Raw genomic sequence first — 13413 nt, 5'->3', positions numbered from 1 at the left:
GGTCATCGCCGCGCTCTGGTATGGGCTTGGACGGATCACGCGACCGCTCCGGCAATTGGCCTCTGCGGCGGACGGGTTCGGTCTCGACGCCCCGGCACCCGAGATGCCGCGACGTGGTCCCCGCGAAGTTCAGGCCCTCTCGGACGCGCTGGAGCGGATGCACGGACGCCTCACCGCGATGGTGACGGATCGCACCCGGATGCTCGCGGCCCTGGGGCACGATCTGCGGTCACCGATTACGGCTCTGCGTGTGCGCGCCGAGATGGTCGATGACGACGAGACACGCGAGCGGATGGCCGCCACACTCGACGAAATGCAGGAGATGGTGGACTCGACCCTGGCCTATGCAAGGGGCGTGTCCACCGACCAGCCGATGGAGGAGACCGATCTCGCAGGGCTTGTACATGGTCTTGCGGAAGAACTCTCGGAAACCGGCCCGGAGATTTCGGTAGAAGCGCCGGCGCCGGTTCGCGCAGAGATCCGCCGCACTGCGATGCGCCGCGCACTTCGGAACCTCATGGAGAATGCGCAGCGATATGGGGCCGGCGCGCGAGCGACGGTCCGCGAGACGGCGCGCGCGGCTGAAATCCTTATTGAAGACGAGGGGCCAGGCATTCCCGAAGACGATCTCGAGAAGGTCTTCGACCCGTTCACCCGACTGGAGACGTCGCGGTCCCGTGAAACTGGCGGGATCGGGCTCGGCCTTCCCATCGCAAGGTCGATTCTGCGCGCCCATGGCGGAGATGTGACTCTCACCAACAGGACCAGCGGTGGCCTGCGTGCCACGATTCACCTGCCTAGGACCGAAAGCGCCGCATCATAGCTGCGACGCCCAGCGGGGGTGCTGGTCGTCCACGACGAATGGATGCGCATGTCGGCGCTCGCCCTTGAGATGGGGGTGGTCGAGCGGCAGGTTTTCGTGGGTGTGCTCGAGGATTTCGGGATCCTCCTTGGGCCATAGCCGCAGTGCAACCAGCGCACCGGCCGCCGCCAATAGGGCAAGGCAGCCGAGCGCCACGACCGGCCCGAACTGCGTCATAAGCCAGCCTGAAAGCGGATAGGTCACGAGCCAGCAGGCGTGGCTCAGCGCGAACTGGGCAGCGAAGAGCGCGGGACGGTCCTCCGAATGGGCCGAGCGGCGCAGGAGGCGTCCCGAGGGGGTGAGCACGGCGGAGTAACCGAGCCCGACCAGCAGCCAGGCACCGAGCAGGAAAGGCCAGTCTAGACCGAGGGCGGCGACTTCTGCCGCCAAGACCAAGAGAGACAGGACCATCAGCGCGGCGCCCGCGACCATCACCGGCCTGTCTGGCACGCGGTCGAGCAGACGCGGCAGCGCGAGCGCCGCCAGCATCGAGCCTGCACCGAAGGCGAACATCGTCCAGGCGAGCGCGCTCTCGGACAGGCCGAGCGCGCCGCGAACCAGCACCACCGAGTTGACCAGCACCATGGCACCCGCCGCAGCCGCGGCCAGGTTCAGCGCCAGCAGTCCCCTTAGACGCGGCGTGGCAAGGTATATGCGGATGCCGCGTGTCGTGCGGTCGTAGATACCGCGCGGCTCGGACGCCTTCGGGCTCGGCAGTAGGACCGAGACGACCAGCAGCGCCGAGGCCGCGAAGCCCGCCACCGTGCCGAGGAACAGGGAGTTGTAGCTCATCAGGGCGAGCAAAAGCGCCGCTAGCGTCGGGCTGACGATGTTCTCCAGATCGTAGGCCAGCCGCGAGAGCGACAGCGCGCGGGTGTAGCGCGCCTCCTCGGGCAGCACGTCCGGGATCGTCGCCTGGAAGGTCGGCGTGAAAGCCGCCGAAGCCGATTGCAGCAGGAAGATCAGGACATAGACCTGCCAGACCTCGGTCACGAAGGGCAGGCAGAGCGCCGCGCCCGCGCGCACCACATCGAGCCCGACCAGCAGCCCGCGGCGGTTGACGCGGTCCGCGAAGGCGCCCGCTATGGGCGCGATGCCGACATAGGCCACCATCTTGATAGTGAAGACCGTGCCCAGCACCATCGCCGCCCCGTCGCCTGCGAGGTCATAGGCCAAAAGGCCAAGGGCCACCGTCGCCATGCCAGTACCCAACAGGGCTACGACCTGCGCGAGGAAAAGGTGTCGGTAGGTGCGGTCGGCGAGGATTTCCAGCATCGGTGGTCTCAAAGGTAACGGGCGATGACCTTCAACTCATCGCGATCCGCGGGGGAATGGTCTTCGTCGAGGCAATGGTCCATGTGATCGTGGATCAGGACCCGCTTGGCGTTTGCGACAGCCTTCTCGACTGCCTGCAGCTGCTGGGCGATCTCGAGGCAGGGCTTGCCGTCCTCGATCATGCCGATCACGGCCCGCAGATGACCGTCGGCGCGTTTCAAACGGGCGATCAGGGCGGGATGGCTTGCGTGGGCATGGGGCTTTGTCATATAAGTACGCTATCCTCCCCCGGGGGATAAAACAAGATAGCCTCAAAAGAGGCTGCGCATATGGGCAGACAGGCAAGATCGATGAGACCTCTGGCGACAATCGGAAGACGGGTATTTGCGGCGCTCCTCTGCCTGTCGTTGGTCGTCTGGTCCGTCATGCCGAGCGCGACCCATGCGCCGGCCGTATTCGAGACGATCCAGGATCACCTTGAGATAATAGCCGATCACGGGCATTCGCACGGCTTCGAGGAGGACCTCTACTGGGCCATGCACGGACACAGCCATGATGTAGCCGACCACGATCACAGCCAGGCGCTGCTGGCGCTCGGGGACCGAAACCATCCGATCTCCGCCTACAGGGACGCATGGCGGCTGAAGGCCTCGCCGGGCGGCGGGCACCACACGTTCCGGATCGAACGACCTCCGCGTGCCTGATTGGCGCCGTGCCCGCGCGCGGCTTCACCGATCATTCAATCGCACGAACGGAGACCTATTCATGAGTTCCAACTCAACGGGCCTGCACGCGCTCGCGTCGCGACGCGTCACGGCCATCCTTCTAACAGCCCTTGCGCTCTACGCCTCCAGCGTGGCGCAGGTGCTCGCCCATGACGTCACCCCCGGTGACGCGGGCTACATCCAGGAAATCTGGGGGGTGCACATCATCTCCTTCATCTATCTCGGCGCCAAGCACATGGTGACGGGATACGACCACATCCTTTTCCTTCTGGGCGTCGTCTTCTTCCTCTACCGGATGAAGGACGTGGCCATCTATGTCAGCATCTTCGCCGTGGGCCACTCGGTGACCATGCTCGCAGGCGTCTGGTGGGGATGGGGCATCAATTCCTACATCATCGACGCCATCATCGGCCTCAGCGTCGTCTACAAGGCGCTCGACAACCTTGGCGCATACCGGAAATGGTTCGGGTTCCAGCCCAACACAAAGGCCGCGACGCTTATCTTCGGCCTCTTCCACGGCACCGGCCTCGCCTCGAAGATCATCGAATACGACATCTCCGAGGATGGCCTTTTGTGGAACCTTCTGGCGTTCAACGTGGGTGTCGAGGTCGGCCAGGTCCTCGCGCTCTTCGCGATCCTCGTCGTGATGGGCTACTGGCGCCGGTCCGAACGCTTCATGAGCCAGGCAGTCGTCGCCAACATCATCATGGTGGGCCTCGGGCTCTGGCTCACAATCTACCAAATCAACGGCTTCCTCACGGCCGCATAAGGAGAATTAGATATGCAACTTATCGATAGAATGCGTGACACGATGCAATTAACCGCGGAGAAGCCCGATCCGGCGCTCCTGCCCACACCGAAGCAACTGCGGCGCTCGACCATCGCCGCTGTGATCGGCGCGGCCTTCATTGGTGTCGGCGTCTACCTGCCGGCCGAATACGGGATCGACCCGACCGGCGTGGGCAATGTCATCGGCCTCACCGAGATGGGCGAGATCAAACAGCAGCTCGCTCGCGAGGCGGCGGAGGATGAGGCGGTCCACGGCGACGGGGATCAGTCCTCAAGCCTGATGAACGACATCTTTGGCCTCTTCGTCGGCGCTGCATATGCGCAGGAAGCGTGGACCGACACGGTGACCTTCACGCTAGCACCGGACGCTTTCACCGAGGTCAAGATGGTGATGGCCGCAGGCGATATCGTCGAATACTCGTGGGTCGCGGAAGGCGGACGGATCAACTTCGACCTGCACGCTCATGGCGATGGCCAGTCGGTGGACTACGACCGCGGCCGAGGCGCGACCGACGGCGCAGGCAGCATCGAGGCGCCGTTTCCCGGCGAACACGGCTGGTTCTGGCGCAACCGTGACGATTCCGACGTGACCGTCACGCTGCAGCTGCGCGGTGCATACACCGAGATCGTTCGCAGCGAATAAGACAGTGCGCCTGCGGGAAACCGCAGGCGCATTCGCTTCTAGGTAGATCACAGCGGTCGGCTGCTCATGCTCCGACGGCCCGCACCACCTGCTCCTGCCAAGCCTCCCCTGCTAGAAAACACAGATCGTACAGGCTGACTGCCGAGGCCTCGCGCCCGCAGGTCAGCCTTTTCAGCACCTCGGGTGCCAGATAGGCGAGGCGCAGCTGGCGGCTGACATGCCGTTCCGCCAGCCCGACCGCCTCGGCTAGTTCCTGGATGGTGGCGAATTCACCGGCCTCCATGCGCCGCCGCCAGCCCCATGCTCGGCCGATGGCGCGCAGGATATGCGGGTCTTGGGTCTGGTCCTCGCTGGGGCGGTAGTCAGCTGGCGGCAGAATCTTCGGTCGCCCATTCTTCTTGCGAACTGTCAGGGGAATGAGAACGCGGATCGTATCGTCAGGCTTGCTCATTCTGCAGCCTCCAGCCCCCGGGGCACCACCATTTCGCGGATGACGCCGGCGATGCCCTCGCGGCGAATGTCGACCTCGAGCCCGACAGCGGTGACCGTGACGCGCCGCACCAGCAACTGGATGATCCGAGCCTGCTCGACCGGGAAGAGTTGCGACCAGAGGGCCGTGAACTCGTGCAGAGCTGCGATGGCATCCGCCTCCGAAGCCGCACCGCCGTCGCGTTTCAGGACGGCCAGCACGTGCGTGACCACCTCTGGCGTTTGCAGGATGCGGCGAACCTCGGTCACGACTGCGTCCTCGACCATTCCGGCCGCAAGCCGCATCGGCGCGGTCTCCTCGCCGGTTTCGCGGTTCCGTATCACGTCCATGGACACATAGTAGCGGTAGAGCTTGGCCCCCTTTTTCGTGCTGGTCGGCGTCATGGCGGCGCCATTTTCGCCGAAGATCAGTCCTTTCAGCAGCGCGGGCGTCTGCGTGCGGCTGTTGTTGGCCCGCTTGCGGGGGCTTTCCTGCAGGATGGTATGGACCCGATCCCAAAGGTCAGCGTCGATGATTGCGTCATGCTCGCCCGGATAGGCCTTGCCCTTGTGCAGAGCTTCGCCCCGATACACGCGGTTGTTCAGCAGCCGATAGAGATAGCCTTTGTCGATCAGCGTGCCCTGCTTGTTGCGGAAGCCCTCACCACGCAGTTCCCGCGCCAGCACAGTGGCGGACCCCAGCTCGATAAACCGCTGGAAAATCCCGCGCACGGAGGCGGCCTCGGCCTCGTTCACCACCAGCTTGCGATCCTGTACATCGTAGCCAAAGGGCACATAGCCGCCCATCCAGATGCCGCGCTTGCGGGATGCGGCCACCTTGTCACGAATACGTTCGCCGATGACCTCGCGCTCGAACTGGGCGAAGGACAACAGGATATTCAGTGTCAGCCGCCCCATCGATGTGGTCGTGTTGAAGGACTGTGTCACCGAGACGAAGGTCACTCCGTTGCGGTCGAAGACCTCAACCAGTTTGGAGAAATCCATCAGCGAGCGCGACAGGCGGTCGATCTTGTAAACGACCACCACGTCGATCAGCCCATCGTCGATGTCTGTCAGCAGCTGCTTCAGGCCGGGGCGGTCCAGATTGCCCCCTGAGAATCCGCCATCGTCATAGCGTTCGCGCGTGGCGACCCAGCCCTCGGATTTTTGGCTGGCGATATACGCCTCGCAGGCTTCCCGCTGCGCGTCGAGGCTGTTGAATTCCATGTCGAGCCCTTCCTCGCTCGACTTGCGGGTGTAGATGGCGCAGCGCAGGCGGCGGTTGGGGCGGGTGTTGAAGTCCATCACACGTCCTCCCGCTGGCGTTCCCGCAGGCCAAAGAAGCGATACCCGTTCCAGCGGGTGCCGGTGATTTCGCGGGCGACGGCGGAGAGGGATTTGAATTTGCGTCCCCGCCAATCGAAGCCGTCTTTCAGCACGATGACGGTGTGCTCTATGCCATCCCATTCGCGCAGTAGCTTCGTGCCCGCTACGGGATTGCGGGGATCGGCAATCTGGTGCTTGCGCCGGGCGTGGCCTTCGACTTCATCGGCCAGAAGATCCAGCATGCGGCGGGTCTCGCGGTCAGGGCCGCCGTAGGTCAGTTCCTGCAGACGATAGGCAATCCGTAGTTCGAGAAACGCGCGGCTGTTGTTCGGTGCCGAGGTCCCGATGAGCTTTTCCCATTCGGCTTTCAGTTCCTTGACCGACATTGCCTTCAGGGTGGCCAGGCGCGACAGCACTGTTTGGTCCAGGCTTGGATCATGACCCGGCTGTGCAGGGGTTATCTTATTGTGATGCTTCATGAATTCCTCCGATGCGGATACGTTTTGCACGACGACCACCGCTCTTTCGGGGCGAGAAGTCCACGAAACTGTCTCCGCTTTCGGCAGATAAACCGCTGGACTGTGCAGCGTTCAGCCGGATGACGCCCGCGGCCAGGATGCGGCCGATCTCGACGAGGCGTGCGTCTGACGACATGCGATCAGGGCATAGGGGATTGGGCCCCGAAATCGGGGGTTCTGGTGCGTGTGACATGGCGACTTTTCGCGATTGGGATGATGGTCAAAAGGTATCGCGAAATCAGGAAAACACAAGCTTTTCAATATTTTGAGGACAGCGCCGGGCTATGCGTAACGCCGCGAAAATCTGCGCACGCTCCCCGTCGTCCCCATGGCTGATGCAGACTGTTCAGGGCGCGAATCAGCGTGCATCGCCGCCCATGAATTTGTCGAACGTGTCGAGTTCGGGCTCTTCCTCGAGCTCGGCCATCTCCCACCGCGACGGTCCGCGGTCGGGATATAGGAGCAGCGAAATCGACATCTCGTTCCCAGGTGAGAACACGGTCATTTCGCGCACGGGTTCGCTGCCGAGCCAGACACCGGCCGGGTGGTGATGGCCGTGACGGCCAGTATCCCAGTCCACTTGCTGCGCGGCCAGAGATGCCGCTGGCAACTCAGTCACAATCTGCCGCGCGCGGTAGAAGACGCCGGATTTCAGCAGCGGTTCGCTGGACCATGCCCAGTCGATAAAGCCGTCCTTGCCGACGACGATCATCGCCCGCTTATGGGTGATGGTCATCCATTTCAGGATCGCGGCCGTCAACGAAACAGCATAGCGGTCGGCCAATTCAGTCATCAGGTCGATGTCGATCACGCGGCCGTCGATTTGCGCGCGGAAATCATCAAGCGGCATCAAGAGGTAGGAGGCGAATGTATTGGCCTCGCCTTCGATCTTGTTCCGGCGCTCGTCCCAGTCCGCCATGTTGCGATTGGTGCACTCGAGGCCAGCGGGGTGCAAATGCCGATGCAGCAGGTAATGCCCGAGTTCGTGGGCCAGCGTAAAATTGCGCCGTCCCTCGGACCGGATGTTATCGTTGTAAATGATACCCCATTCACCCGAGCCGTTCGGGTGCGGCATCAGCATGCCCTCGATGCCATCTGACAGATCAAGGCCGCTGACCATCGTGATGGGGGCATCCGGAAAGAGGTGGCGCGAAATATCCTGCGCCAGTGCCGCGACATCGATGGGAAAACGCGGCAGCCCGTGCGTGCCCTGAACGGCCGAGAGGATTTGGGTTAGGCGGATTGCCCAGCCTTTCGGCGACAATCGCAGGCTCAACTCTTTTTGCTCCACAGGTCGATCATGTCGGTGATCTTCTCCTGATCTTCCGGCTTGAGCTTGCTGAATTTGCGGAAGAACGCCTCCTTGAGAACCTGATCGCTGGGCTCTTCACTTTCATCGAGCAGGTAATCGGTCGTGACCTCAAGAGCCTGGGCGATGCGGGTCAGCTTTTCCCCAGACGGTTTTCGGGTGTCGCGGTTCTCGAGTTCCCAAATATAGCTCTTGCTCGAGTCGGTCAGCTCGGCGAGCTTGTCGAGGGAATATCTCTTCTCCTGGCGGTGGCGCTTGATCTTCGCGCCTAGGGAGGTGGTCATCGTATCATCCTTGTTTTCCTTGGGTTCAGGACGCGTGTTCGATATGCCGAACAAAAACGTGCCGCGCAAGTAGACTCGGCGATTTGTTCGGTATATATCGAACGTCTGCGTATCGCGATGCGCCGATTCTCCCTGCTCCCGGTCACGAAAGGTCTGCCCATGACTGCTATTTCCGCCTTCCTCCGCAAAACCCCTGTTGTCCGCCTGAAGGATTACTTCACGGCTGGCGGGTTCACGTCGCTCGCTCCCGTCGACTGGACAAAGCCCGAGGCCGAGATCGTCGAACCGCTCATCAAAGCGGTGGACGGCATGACCGATGATGAAAAGCAGCGCGTTGTCCTTGATGCTGGCCGCGTTGCGGCGCTGGCGGATGAGCCCGGGCAAAATGCCCTGCAAAACGTCGTCCAGAACCGCTCCGTCTTCGACACGCTCGAGGGGGCCAACAATCGCTCGCTCTGGGTCTTTCTGAACGAGAACGACCGTTTCCGCCTTGCGGAAGAGGTGCGCTACAACGACGAGCGCCGTCGGACGCGGTCGTGGAACGGCTTCGAGGTCGAGAAGGACTGCGCAGTTCGCCGCGATCCGATTTCTGTTGCCGCCTTTACCAAAGCGATCCGCGACCGCTTCGACACCCCGCATGTGCATGTCGATATTTTCGACCGGCACCGCGTCATCCTCGAAGATCAGGAATGCGACCTGGTTCAGGTTGCCGTTTACCGGGAAGGCCGCCCCGAAGACATGCTGGGGTTCGACGCGAACAGCACGCTGTCGCGCCGGATCGTGAAGCCGGTCTTCGAAGCGTCTCTGACCTATGAGGCGGATACCGGCGTCATCGAGGTTGTGGCCAATACGCTGGAAGACCGGAGGGATCTGACGGCTTATATGGCGCGGGACCTGCTTGGCATCGATTTCAAGGAAAAGCCGATCCCGCTTCGGGAATACGATCTCAGCATGTTGCTGAAGCCTTTCGACTTCCCGACGGACGTCGAAGACGGAATCATTGGCGTTACCGTGAAAGAACTGCGCTTGATGGAGGTCGGTCAGCCCAACGAACGGATCATTCTCGAATCCATGTCAGGTGCCGACCGCACTGTTTGGGAAATGGCCGAAGAGCGCATCGGGCTCGACATCGGCGGCACCGGGCATGTCCTGTCGATCGCGTCGGAGATGCCGGAATGGATTGTTACCCGCGCCCGGTTCACGATCAAGTTCCAACCCGGCCCCGGTGGTGGGCGTGGCAAATCCCTGACGCTGACCGTGACCATGCCACATGGCTGCAACCTCAAGGACATGACCCCGCATGAGCGGTTGATCGGTGAGAAGTATCTGCGCCGCTGGGGCATCCTGACCGACACCGCTGATCTCGGTGATCTCATTGAGTAAGCGGGCCGTCGATATGCTGCTTCAGGTGATGGAAACCCGCGCGGCCAAGGTGCAGGCAACGACCTTGCGGCAAGTGTCACCTCGGGCAACGGATCAGTTGGTTGAGGCCGAACTTCTGGTGGCGTCCGGGCATATCCCGGTCGTCACGGCGATGGACAACTTCGAAGATGAGCCCATCCCGGCGGAATGGTGCGCCGAGCGCAGGCAGTACGGCTACATCAATAGCGTGGGCCGGTGGGTCGCTGTCGATGCCGCTGAGATCGCTGCCCTGGCAGTCGATTATCAGAGGGTGTTCGCCAAGATGCTGGTCGGCTTCGAACGCGTTGCCCCCGCGCGCCCTGTGCCTCTGATCGATGGCATTGCATGGGACATCGGCACCATTCGGCTCGCTGGGGCCAAATCGCCGGTGCCTGTCTGGTTTGCCCGACGGCTTTCAGATCCTGTGATCTGGGACAAGTTCTGTGCGCTCGCTGACAATCGATCGCCAGACGCGGTGCGTGTCATCCTGACATCGACGTCTGGAGGGCGCATCCCAAAAATTGCGAACAAACGAAACATCGTCATCAGCGCGACTGATGTCGCAAGTGCTCCAGGCAAATTGGCAATCTCGCCGTCAGCCGTTGCTATGCGGGTGTTCCCTGGACAAGCGCAGCGTCGGTTTCCAATCGACCACTCGGACGATTACGGTGTCGTTTATGTTTATGAACAAGAGATCAAGTTTCGAGGCCTGCTTCATCGTGACTTTCTGGCATTATTGTTCAATGCCTATTGGTCTGGGCGCCCGGTTTGTAGAACCATACCCACGTTGATTGAGGCCGGTTTCTCGGAAAAGACCAACAGCCTTTCAAAGGCGTTTAGCGGTCGAACAGAATGGCAAACCTTCATTAAATATGATGAGGGCAACTGCTGGATCGAAGCGCCGCCCAGATAAGGCATTGAAAAGAATGGGAACGGCCGCTCGATTGAGCGGCCGTTTTGCTTTTCTTCGCCTCCTACCACTTCCCCTACCGTTCCCCTTCCGAAGCCCTACCACGCCCTCCGCCATGGTGATCCCGCAAGTGTTCGCGCAAATCCCAAGGAGGTTCACATGGCGATCAGGCACCTTTCCCAGATCGAGCTGGCGGCTCGCTGGAATATCTCGCACCGCACGCTGGAACGTTGGCGGTGGACGGGCGAAGGCCCGAAATTCATCAAACTCGGCGGCCGGGTGATCTACCGGCTCGAGGATGTCGAGGCCTTCGAGGCCGAACAGATCCGCGGCGCGGATCATGAACCCCATCGCCCGATGTCGGCGTGAGGGGGATGACATGACAATTTCAAACCACATCACCCTAGCCGACATTCCCCACATGCCTGTGGGCGAGATTGCCACGCTGCCTGCCGATCAGTTGGCGATGCTGAAAGACGCAGCTGAGCAGCAACTGGCACAAGCCAAGTCCCTCGCGGACTGGCTCGAAGGCGCTATTTCCCTGAAATACGCGGACCGCGCTCAGACAACGCGCCATGGCGCAGGCAAGGACACGGGCACCATCCGGTTCGAGGATGACGGCGTCACCGTGATCGCCGAACTGCCCAAACGTATCGATTGGGATCAGGCCAAACTCGCCCAAATCGCTGAAAACATCGCCTCGGCCGGGGAAGACCCTGCAGAGTTCATCGATACCAAGCTGTCGGTCTCCGAGCGCAAATTCTGCGCTTTGCCCGAAAGCTGGCGCAAGGGTTTTGAACCCGCGCGCACGGTCCGCACCGGCAAGCCGAAGTTCCGTTTCGTTTTGAACGGAGGTGCGTCGTGACGGCACTTCTTCCCATCCCCCAGGGCGATCCGAGCCTTCCCGGCTTGATTGATCGTGCCGCGACCATGCTTTCGAATGCGAAGACCTCGGCGGAAGTTCTCGAAGCCCGTGAGGCCGCAGGGCTTGCCTACGATGTCGCAAAGCGTGCCGCGCGCCTCAGCCGTGCCAAGTCCGCACATGATGATCTGATTGCGGCGGCCCATCGTGCCCAGGCTGATGCTTTGGAAATCGAAGCCGCTGCCAAACGCCGCCTCGCCGATGAATATGACATGGCACAAGCCCAAGGTGAGGTCGGCAAGAGCGGGGTACGGACGGACCTCGTTTCGCAGGGGAACGAGGTTATTCCTTCCGCCGCAGACATCGGTCTTTCACGCAAAGCCATTCACGATGCGCGCCTGATCCGCGACGCGGAAGAGGTTGACCCGGGCATCGTGCGCCGCACCCTCGACGAGAAACTCGAGCGTGGTGAGGAACCGAACCGGGCGGCACTGCGCAAGATGGTGGTCGATGCCGCCATGCGGGGAATGCGCCCTGAGCGCAAACCCAGTCGCCGGAACCCGCTCTATGTCCCGCCGACACCCCAACAGGCCGCCTGGCAGCATGTCACCGGCACGTTCCGCGCCTTCGCCGAATGGGCTTCGGATGACACGCTCGCCTTGGCCCGCGAGGGCATGACCGAGGCTCAGGGCAGCCAGTTTCACCATCTCGACGTCGCCGCCATCGCGGCCGGATCGGAAGCTTTCACCAAAATCAAGGAGTGGTTCGATGCTTGACAGCCAGTCAGCAGCCTTTGCCGAACGCGTCTGGGAGGTGGCCTCCCAGCTTGGCAACAATGCCCCGAAAATAGCCGATGACATCATGGGCGAGGCCTTTCCTTTGACCTGTTCGCAGGCAAGGGCGGAAGGCGCGATGCGCATGCTGCGCATTGGGATCATTTCCGAGGTGAAACGGATCCTGCGCAACCGTCATGACGTGCTGACCCAGACGGATTTCGCCGACCGGTGCGATGCGTTTGCGCCGCTCGTCAGTGATCTGCGCTCGAAGTCCTACTTCGTCGAAAGCGCCGAGGAATACGTCGTGGTCCCGGACCTGATCGCTGAACCTGATCTCCTCGACGATGCGCGGCGTTTCATGCGGCGCAAGGGACTTGAATGCCTCGCGGAAGCCGACCGGCTGGATGCGCTCTACGCGGCTGTCACCGGCGAAGTGGCACCCATCCCGGCGACGATTTCCACCGACAAACCTGACATGGGAGAGTTCTGATGGCGATTTCTCTCGCATCCCTGCGCACGACCTCTGCGCTGACGCCACCGCGCATTCTGATCCACGGCGTGGCCGGGGTGGGCAAATCCACCTTTGCCGCCGCTGCGGATCGGCCGGTGTTCATCATGACCGAGGATGGCCTGGGCAAACTGCAGGTGCCGCACTTTCCACTGGCAACGAGCTATGCGGAGGTGGCTGAAGCCCTTGATGCGCTCCTGCACGAGGACCACGATTTTGGCACGGTGGTCATCGACAGCATTGATTGGCTCGAGCCGCTCATTTGGGCCGAGACCTGCAAACGCAATGGCTGGGCGTCCATTGAGGCGCCGGGCTTTGGCAAGGGCTTTGCTGAAGCGTTGAATGTCTGGCGCGAATATCTCGACAAGCTGAACGCGCTTCGGGACCAGAAGGGCATGGTGGTCATCCAGATCGCCCACACTGACATCAAGCGTTTCGACAGTCCCGAGCACGAGCCCTATGACCGCTATGTGATCAAGCTGCAGACCCGCGCCTCGGCGCTCTTGCAGGAGCACTCAGATGTGGTGCTTTTCGCCAACTACCAGATCTCGGTCGCCAAATCCGATGTCGGCTTCAACAAGAAGGTGACCCGGGCGCTCGGGTCCGGTGCGCGCGTCATGCACACCGAAGAGCGCCCCGCCTTTCTCGCCAAGAACCGTTACGGCCTGCCGGACACCCTGCCGCTTGAGTGGTCGGAGTTCCTCGCAGCCATGCCCCAACCTGAATGATTGCCTTGAAAGGATAAGACCATGGCACG

18 protein-coding genes are annotated in these 13413 nt (G+C 61.9%); 11 read left to right on the top strand and 7 right to left on the bottom strand.

Features of this window, described 5'->3' with window-relative positions:
* The coding region (locus tag JJ869_RS17320; protein ID WP_292268960.1) for an ATP-binding protein at positions 1 to 823 on the top strand (823 nt) is incomplete at its 5' end.
* Here the strand turns inward: JJ869_RS17320 and JJ869_RS17315 are convergent.
* Positions 818 to 2137 carry an MFS transporter gene (locus tag JJ869_RS17315; protein ID WP_292268959.1) on the bottom strand — a complete coding sequence of 440 codons (1320 nt, stop codon included), beginning with the start codon at positions 2135 to 2137 and terminating at the stop codon, positions 818 to 820. The two genes, JJ869_RS17320 and JJ869_RS17315, sit on opposite strands and share 6 nt — an antisense overlap.
* 8 nt (positions 2138 to 2145) lie before the next feature.
* Positions 2146 to 2406, bottom strand: a complete 261-nt coding sequence (locus tag JJ869_RS17310; protein WP_292268958.1) for a metal-sensing transcriptional repressor — start codon at positions 2404 to 2406, stop codon at positions 2146 to 2148.
* Between the two features lie 81 nt (positions 2407 to 2487).
* On the opposite strand from JJ869_RS17310, the gene JJ869_RS17305 reads away from it, so the two are divergent.
* The 3 genes from JJ869_RS17305 to JJ869_RS17295 all read left to right on the top strand — a co-directional run bounded on the left by JJ869_RS17305 (position 2488) and on the right by JJ869_RS17295 (position 4294).
* On the top strand, positions 2488 to 2841 hold the full coding sequence (locus tag JJ869_RS17305; RefSeq protein ID WP_292268957.1) for a hypothetical protein: 354 nt from the start codon (positions 2488 to 2490) through the stop codon (positions 2839 to 2841).
* A 61-nt stretch (positions 2842 to 2902) separates the two neighbouring features.
* Positions 2903 to 3631 carry a HupE/UreJ family protein gene (locus tag JJ869_RS17300; protein ID WP_292268955.1) on the top strand — a complete coding sequence of 243 codons (729 nt, stop codon included), beginning with the start codon at positions 2903 to 2905 and terminating at the stop codon, positions 3629 to 3631.
* Between the two features lie 12 nt (positions 3632 to 3643).
* A complete protein-coding gene (locus JJ869_RS17295; protein ID WP_292268953.1) occupies positions 3644 to 4294 on the top strand; it encodes a transmembrane anchor protein in 651 nt (216 codons plus the stop codon).
* Between the two features lie 64 nt (positions 4295 to 4358).
* Here the strand turns inward: JJ869_RS17295 and JJ869_RS17290 are convergent, their stop codons facing one another.
* From JJ869_RS17290 to JJ869_RS17270, 5 genes are all read right to left on the bottom strand, one after another.
* The gene (locus JJ869_RS17290) at positions 4359 to 4745 is read right to left on the bottom strand and encodes a hypothetical protein (protein WP_292268951.1); all 387 of its coding nucleotides are present in this window, start codon (positions 4743 to 4745) and stop codon (positions 4359 to 4361) included.
* On the bottom strand, positions 4742 to 6067 hold the full coding sequence (locus JJ869_RS17285) for a recombinase family protein (RefSeq protein ID WP_292268949.1): 1326 nt from the start codon (positions 6065 to 6067) through the stop codon (positions 4742 to 4744). Before JJ869_RS17285 ends, JJ869_RS17290 begins: the two co-directional genes overlap by 4 nt.
* Positions 6067 to 6567: a DUF2924 domain-containing protein gene (locus JJ869_RS17280; RefSeq protein WP_292268947.1), complete on the bottom strand. Its 501-nt coding sequence runs from the start codon at positions 6565 to 6567 to the stop codon at positions 6067 to 6069. Before JJ869_RS17280 ends, JJ869_RS17285 begins: the two co-directional genes overlap by 1 nt.
* A 397-nt stretch (positions 6568 to 6964) precedes the next feature.
* The gene (locus JJ869_RS17275) at positions 6965 to 7882 is read right to left on the bottom strand and encodes an ImmA/IrrE family metallo-endopeptidase (protein ID WP_292268945.1); all 918 of its coding nucleotides are present in this window, start codon (positions 7880 to 7882) and stop codon (positions 6965 to 6967) included.
* A complete protein-coding gene (locus tag JJ869_RS17270; RefSeq protein WP_292268943.1) occupies positions 7879 to 8199 on the bottom strand; it encodes a helix-turn-helix transcriptional regulator in 321 nt (106 codons plus the stop codon). Before JJ869_RS17270 ends, JJ869_RS17275 begins: the two co-directional genes overlap by 4 nt.
* Before the next feature lie 159 nt (positions 8200 to 8358).
* Between JJ869_RS17270 and JJ869_RS17265 the strand changes: the two genes are divergently transcribed.
* From JJ869_RS17265 to JJ869_RS17235, 7 genes are all read left to right on the top strand, one after another.
* Entirely contained in the window at positions 8359 to 9582 is a 1224-nt protein-coding gene (locus JJ869_RS17265) for a hypothetical protein (protein ID WP_292268940.1), read from the top strand.
* A gap of 13 nt (positions 9583 to 9595) precedes the next feature.
* Positions 9596 to 10513 carry a hypothetical protein gene (locus JJ869_RS17260; protein WP_292268938.1) on the top strand — a complete coding sequence of 306 codons (918 nt, stop codon included), beginning with the start codon at positions 9596 to 9598 and terminating at the stop codon, positions 10511 to 10513.
* 156 nt (positions 10514 to 10669) lie between these two features.
* Entirely contained in the window at positions 10670 to 10879 is a 210-nt protein-coding gene (locus tag JJ869_RS17255; RefSeq protein ID WP_173507329.1) for a helix-turn-helix domain-containing protein, read from the top strand.
* 10 nt (positions 10880 to 10889) lie between these two features.
* The gene (locus JJ869_RS17250) at positions 10890 to 11375 is read left to right on the top strand and encodes a hypothetical protein (RefSeq protein ID WP_292268935.1); all 486 of its coding nucleotides are present in this window, start codon (positions 10890 to 10892) and stop codon (positions 11373 to 11375) included.
* Positions 11372 to 12148 carry a hypothetical protein gene (locus JJ869_RS17245; protein WP_292268932.1) on the top strand — a complete coding sequence of 259 codons (777 nt, stop codon included), beginning with the start codon at positions 11372 to 11374 and terminating at the stop codon, positions 12146 to 12148. Before JJ869_RS17250 ends, JJ869_RS17245 begins: the two co-directional genes overlap by 4 nt.
* The gene (locus JJ869_RS17240) at positions 12141 to 12638 is read left to right on the top strand and encodes a hypothetical protein (RefSeq protein ID WP_292268930.1); all 498 of its coding nucleotides are present in this window, start codon (positions 12141 to 12143) and stop codon (positions 12636 to 12638) included. Before JJ869_RS17245 ends, JJ869_RS17240 begins: the two co-directional genes overlap by 8 nt.
* Positions 12638 to 13384: an ATP-binding protein gene (locus JJ869_RS17235; RefSeq protein WP_292268928.1), complete on the top strand. Its 747-nt coding sequence runs from the start codon at positions 12638 to 12640 to the stop codon at positions 13382 to 13384. The genes JJ869_RS17240 and JJ869_RS17235 overlap by 1 nt, the downstream gene beginning before the upstream one ends.
* Positions 13385 to 13413: the final 29 nt, after the last annotated feature.

It is taken from the genome of Marivita sp., assembly GCF_017643905.1.
Taxonomy (GTDB): domain Bacteria; phylum Pseudomonadota; class Alphaproteobacteria; order Rhodobacterales; family Rhodobacteraceae; genus Marivita.
This window is presented reverse-complemented; position numbering and strand designations above follow the sequence as displayed.

Excerpts from the sequence above, each read along its gene's own strand:
- JJ869_RS17250 (WP_292268935.1), top strand. The coding sequence starts at position 10,890 with ATGACAATTTCAAACCACATCACCCTAGCCGACATTCCCCACATGCCT.
- JJ869_RS17240 (WP_292268930.1), top strand. The coding sequence starts at position 12,141 with ATGCTTGACAGCCAGTCAGCAGCCTTTGCCGAACGCGTCTGGGAGGTG.
- JJ869_RS17310 (WP_292268958.1), bottom strand. The coding sequence starts at position 2,406 with ATGACAAAGCCCCATGCCCACGCAAGCCATCCCGCCCTGATCGCCCGT.
- JJ869_RS17300 (WP_292268955.1), top strand. The coding sequence starts at position 2,903 with ATGAGTTCCAACTCAACGGGCCTGCACGCGCTCGCGTCGCGACGCGTC.
- JJ869_RS17265 (WP_292268940.1), top strand. The coding sequence starts at position 8,359 with ATGACTGCTATTTCCGCCTTCCTCCGCAAAACCCCTGTTGTCCGCCTG.
- JJ869_RS17315 (WP_292268959.1), bottom strand. The coding sequence starts at position 2,137 with ATGCTGGAAATCCTCGCCGACCGCACCTACCGACACCTTTTCCTCGCG.
- JJ869_RS17290 (WP_292268951.1), bottom strand. The coding sequence starts at position 4,745 with ATGAGCAAGCCTGACGATACGATCCGCGTTCTCATTCCCCTGACAGTT.
- JJ869_RS17285 (WP_292268949.1), bottom strand. The coding sequence starts at position 6,067 with ATGGACTTCAACACCCGCCCCAACCGCCGCCTGCGCTGCGCCATCTAC.
- JJ869_RS17270 (WP_292268943.1), bottom strand. The coding sequence starts at position 8,199 with ATGACCACCTCCCTAGGCGCGAAGATCAAGCGCCACCGCCAGGAGAAG.
- JJ869_RS17295 (WP_292268953.1), top strand. The coding sequence starts at position 3,644 with ATGCAACTTATCGATAGAATGCGTGACACGATGCAATTAACCGCGGAG.
- JJ869_RS17255 (WP_173507329.1), top strand. The coding sequence starts at position 10,670 with ATGGCGATCAGGCACCTTTCCCAGATCGAGCTGGCGGCTCGCTGGAAT.
- JJ869_RS17305 (WP_292268957.1), top strand. The coding sequence starts at position 2,488 with ATGAGACCTCTGGCGACAATCGGAAGACGGGTATTTGCGGCGCTCCTC.
- JJ869_RS17235 (WP_292268928.1), top strand. The coding sequence starts at position 12,638 with ATGGCGATTTCTCTCGCATCCCTGCGCACGACCTCTGCGCTGACGCCA.
- JJ869_RS17280 (WP_292268947.1), bottom strand. The coding sequence starts at position 6,567 with ATGAAGCATCACAATAAGATAACCCCTGCACAGCCGGGTCATGATCCA.
- JJ869_RS17260 (WP_292268938.1), top strand. The coding sequence starts at position 9,596 with ATGCTGCTTCAGGTGATGGAAACCCGCGCGGCCAAGGTGCAGGCAACG.